At 47.1% G+C, this 4,145-nt stretch carries 3 protein-coding genes and 1 pseudogene; all 4 read right to left on the reverse strand.

Annotated features, from left to right (window positions below; translation table 11 throughout):
* Positions 1–168: 168 nt before the first annotated feature.
* Positions 169–618 (reverse strand): type II toxin-antitoxin system VapC family toxin, encoded by a 450-nt coding sequence (locus tag Q0R35_RS12945; RefSeq protein ID WP_295618730.1) that lies wholly within the window; start codon positions 616–618, stop codon positions 169–171.
* Complete coding sequence (locus tag Q0R35_RS12950) at positions 615–953, reverse strand: hypothetical protein (protein WP_295618733.1); 339 nt, start codon at positions 951–953, stop codon at positions 615–617. The genes Q0R35_RS12945 and Q0R35_RS12950 overlap by 4 nt, the downstream gene beginning before the upstream one ends.
* A 145-nt stretch (positions 954–1,098) precedes the next feature.
* Entirely contained in the window at positions 1,099–3,669 is a 2,571-nt protein-coding gene (locus tag Q0R35_RS12955) for a polynucleotide kinase-phosphatase (protein WP_295618736.1), read from the reverse strand.
* Positions 3,670–4,017: 348 nt separating this feature from the next.
* Positions 4,018–4,145 (reverse strand): annotated as a pseudogene (locus Q0R35_RS12960) (threonine-phosphate decarboxylase); the annotation flags it as partial.

Consider the following 4,145-nt stretch of genomic DNA (forward strand, 5'->3'; position numbering starts at 1 on the left):
GATAATTGGCGAAAAATCTGGAAACCTGTATGATATTTCTTTAAAGTCTGGGATCGATCGGTTAATAACGATCGTCATCTAAATCGAAATAGAGAAACAACTTCAGTCTACTTAAATTGTGAGAAGGAAAGTTTTTGGCTAGATTTTAGATAAGACTAAATATACAGATTAAGACCAGTCATCTAGCTGTAAACCTGGGACTTTCTCGAAGTCGCGGCGATTGCGAGTGACCAAAATCCCCTCGACAGATAAGACAATCGCGGCAATTCGCAGATCGTGACTACCAACACGAATTTTTTGCTGGAGTAGATCGCGATATCTGTCTTTGGCTAATTCTGAGAATGGCAAAATTGGTAGTGTTTGCAGATCTTCAATCGAGGATTGCAAGGCTCTATAGGCAAGAGCAAGACGACTCGGCAGAGCCGACGCTACGCGAACGATCCGTTCGATTCCAGATAGACTATTAATCGCTGCCAATCTGCCTTTCATTTTTTCTTCGGCGGTCACGATTGATATTGCCACTGAGTCGGCGTTTACTTGGCTTAGTCGCTCCTGAATCTTGGGATTTCCTCGCTCTAATAAAGATAGGCTATCTGTATCTAATACCCACAGCGTCATCGAGCGGTATCTCCTTCTAGCCAAATGCCTTCGCTTTCATTGGCTGCTTGACGTGCTTCGGCGATGGCTGCTTGGTATTCGTCCCAGTTAGGATCGTTTTGGTATTTTCCTGCGATTTCCAGCCAGGGATTCTTGGCTGGTACCAATGGCAAGTCTAGGTATGCGATCTCGCCATCGGCTAGCTGTGCTTTGACTTGTTGGTCTAGTTTCGATAGGGCATCTTCGCGACTATCGCCTTCAACAGAAAAGTCTGCCCAGGTTAATAATTTGGCAATCCAAACCCGATCTGCGCGTTGTGTGACTAAGACGGGTGTGGGAGATGAGGCAACTGTCATGGTAAGTCATCAATGATTCGATTACTCGATCGTAGCTCAATAATGATGTGCGATCGGCTTTTGCTAGAATTTTGGCAGTTTTGCTAAAGGGCTGCTGAATCGAGAATCGATCGAGCATACCTTGAATTTGCTGCCAATATTTAGTTTACAATCTCGGATCGATCGGTTCGCTTTCTAAGGCTAATACGCCGAATACACATTCATGTACCTGACGTAATGGCAACTTCGCTACAAACCTTTCTAACGCTTCTACACCTAAGGCAAATTCACGCAATGCCAAATTGCGCTTGGCACCTAAACCCCGCTGGCGCAGCCTGTCGAGGTGTTCGGGGAGATCGTATTCGGGGCCGTATATAATGCGGAGATATTCAGAACCTCGGACTTTAACGGCGGGTTGAATTAAGCCTTTACTACCAGAATTGATAAACTGCATCGGTTTAACTACCATTCCCTCGCCGCCATCTTGGGTTAGCGATTCCCACCATTGGGTGGCGGCGGTGACTGCGGTTTCGTCTTGGAGATTGACGGTGCGGTGGGTGGTGGCGAGGAGGATGGGATCGGACTGACAAATTTGGGCGATTTGGTGCATGTGCCAAATATGGTCTTTGTTGGCATGTACCGCGCCCTCGGTTGCCATAATATGGAAGGGTGCAAGTTTAAAATCTTCGATCGAATCGACAGTCCAACAGTAGCGACGGTAAGCATCGACGTATTTGTGTGCCATAGTCGATCGTACTTGCAATTTGTCGAGTTGGGGTGCGACGGCGACCCCGCGATCGAGTGCTTGTTGATATAGTTTGCTAGCATAATCGAGCGCGTGATTTGCGGCTGCGCCAACGGGGGCATATTGACCCCTAAGCAAGCCTTGGGCTTTGGCAGACCAGGGCATCAATTCGCAGTCGAAACATGCCCAGTTGGTTTCTAGGCGTTCCCAGAAGTCACAGGCAGTTAAGGCAGCTCGAACGCGCTCTAATACTTGAGCTTCGAGTGTCGGGTTATCGAAAAATCTCCGCCCCGTGCGGGTGTAGCAGATGCCGATGCCTTCGCCAGTAATGCCAAATCTTTTCTCGACGGCGGCTTCATCTTGACAGATAATGATGACTGCACGAGAACCCATGTGTTTTTCTTCGCAGACGACTTCATTAATACCGATCGATCGATAATAATCGAAGGCTTCGGTGGGATATTCGAGATATCCTGGCAATTTAGAAGTCGCGACGGGGGACATGGTTGGGGGTAGATATATCAACCATTTGGGATTGGCGGCAAATCGGCTCATGACTTCCAGAGCCGCGACGGAACGATCTGCTTGAATGGCGATATTTGCTTGCAGGCGAGTATTTATAAATCGTTTGCCTAAGACATCGGCGATATCTAAAATATCATCGTCTTCTTGCTGGGCACTCCGCACGCTAGTTTCGGCATCTAGCGGTTTTATCGGTTCGTAATACACCCGTGCGGCAGGAACTTGAACGATCTCGCGTTCGGGATATTTCAACGCCGTTAATTTGCCGCCAAATACACAGCCAGTATCGATATCGATCGTATTATTGAGCCATTCTGCTTCGACTACTGGTACATGTCCGTACACTACCGTTGCTTTGCCTCGATATTCGCGCGCCCAATTTGCCCGCACGGGTAGCCCATATTCGTCGATCTCGCCTGTTGTTTCGCCATACATGGCAAAAGAGCGAACATGCCCGGAAGTGCGCCCTTGTAGCTCTTCCTTGAGTCCAGCGTGGGCGATAACTAGCTTGCCATCATCGAAGATGTAGTGACTAATTAAAGAGTCAATAAATTTAGCTAATTCGGCTCGAAATTCGGTTTGAATTGGTTCGGGAATGGCTTCAATTTCGGCGACTGTTAGTTCTAAGCCGTGATTGAGTTTGACATTTTTACCGCGTAAATAGCGCAGCAGTTTAAATTCATGATTGCCGCAAACGCACATCGCACTCCCCGCCGCCACCATATTGCGGGCGAGTTTAATCGAGTCTAGATTCCGAATGCCTCGATCGACTAAATCGCCGACAAACATCACCTTTCGTCCGGTAGGATGTTTATAGGTCGGAAAGTCCCAGCAAGGCTGTTGCGGTTCGGTGTGTGGTTGGTAACCTAACTGTGCGAGTAAGATTTCTAGCTCGTCGCAACAACCATGAATATCACCAATAATATCGAATGGCCCCGCTTCGGTTTTACGATTATTCCACAGCGGTTGGCGTTCGATTTCGACGTTATTAATTTGTTCGACGTTCGATAGGATATGGACATAGCGAAATTCTTTATCTAAATGCCTGAGCGATCGTTTAAGATTTTCGGTATGTCGTTTGACTACATGAATGCCAAAATCTCGATTCGATCTAGTTTGATTGCGATCGTGACACAATTCGGCTGGTAAATTAAAAGCGATCGCGACGGCAAAACAGTGATAATCTTTGGCTAATTGTAACAACGGTTTGCGATCTTCGGGCTTAACATTCGTTGCATCGATGACAGTCAACCTGCCAGCCTTGAGCCGTTTAGCAGTAATGTAATGAAGCAATTCAAAGGCATCCTGAGTCGCCGCCTGATTGGTTTCATCATCCGAAACGATCGCGCGACAATAGTCAGATGAGATAATTTCTGTCTCTAGAAAATGCTGGCGTGCAAAAGAAGATTTCCCCGAACCGGAAGCACCGATGAGGACGACGAGAGAGAGTTCTGGAATTGTTAGTTTCATAATTTTATCGCTCGATCGCGCCAAATTTTGAGTTGCTGTGTAGATCTATCCACCCCTCCCTCCCCTTATCAAGGCTACTGTAGACACGAGTAGAAACTAGCTTCGTTTTGAGATCTGAATCCCCCAAACCCCCTTTCTAAGGGGGCTAAGATCCGGATCTTAGTCCCTCTTAAAAAGGCTACCGTGCATACACATTTTTAGAAACATGCGAAATTGGTGAAAATCCCCCTTGAAAAGGGGGACTTTAAAGCCCCCTTTCCAAGGGGGTTGGGGGATTTGGATCTAGAAACGAAGTCTATCCAACTTGTATATACACGGTAGTTTATGAGGGGGGGATTGGGGGGCAAACTAAACTGAATTTAAGGCGGCGATAAGTCGATCGTTTTCGGCAATCGTCCGTACTGCTACTCGAAAAAACCGATCGCCTAATTCGGGGAAACTGATACAATCGCGAATCAGGATTTGATGCTGTTTGA

It is taken from the genome of Chamaesiphon sp. GL140_3_metabinner_50, from assembly GCF_025361915.1.
GTDB lineage: Bacteria > Cyanobacteriota > Cyanobacteriia > Cyanobacteriales > Chamaesiphonaceae > Chamaesiphon.

What these genes read in the sequence shown, in the direction of transcription:
- Q0R35_RS12950 (WP_295618733.1), bottom strand. Translation starts at nt 953, where the DNA reads ATGACAGTTGCCTCATCTCCCACACCCGTCTTAGTCACACAACGCGCA.
- Q0R35_RS12955 (WP_295618736.1), bottom strand. Translation starts at nt 3,669, where the DNA reads ATGAAACTAACAATTCCAGAACTCTCTCTCGTCGTCCTCATCGGTGCT.
- Q0R35_RS12945 (WP_295618730.1), bottom strand. Translation starts at nt 618, where the DNA reads ATGACGCTGTGGGTATTAGATACAGATAGCCTATCTTTATTAGAGCGA.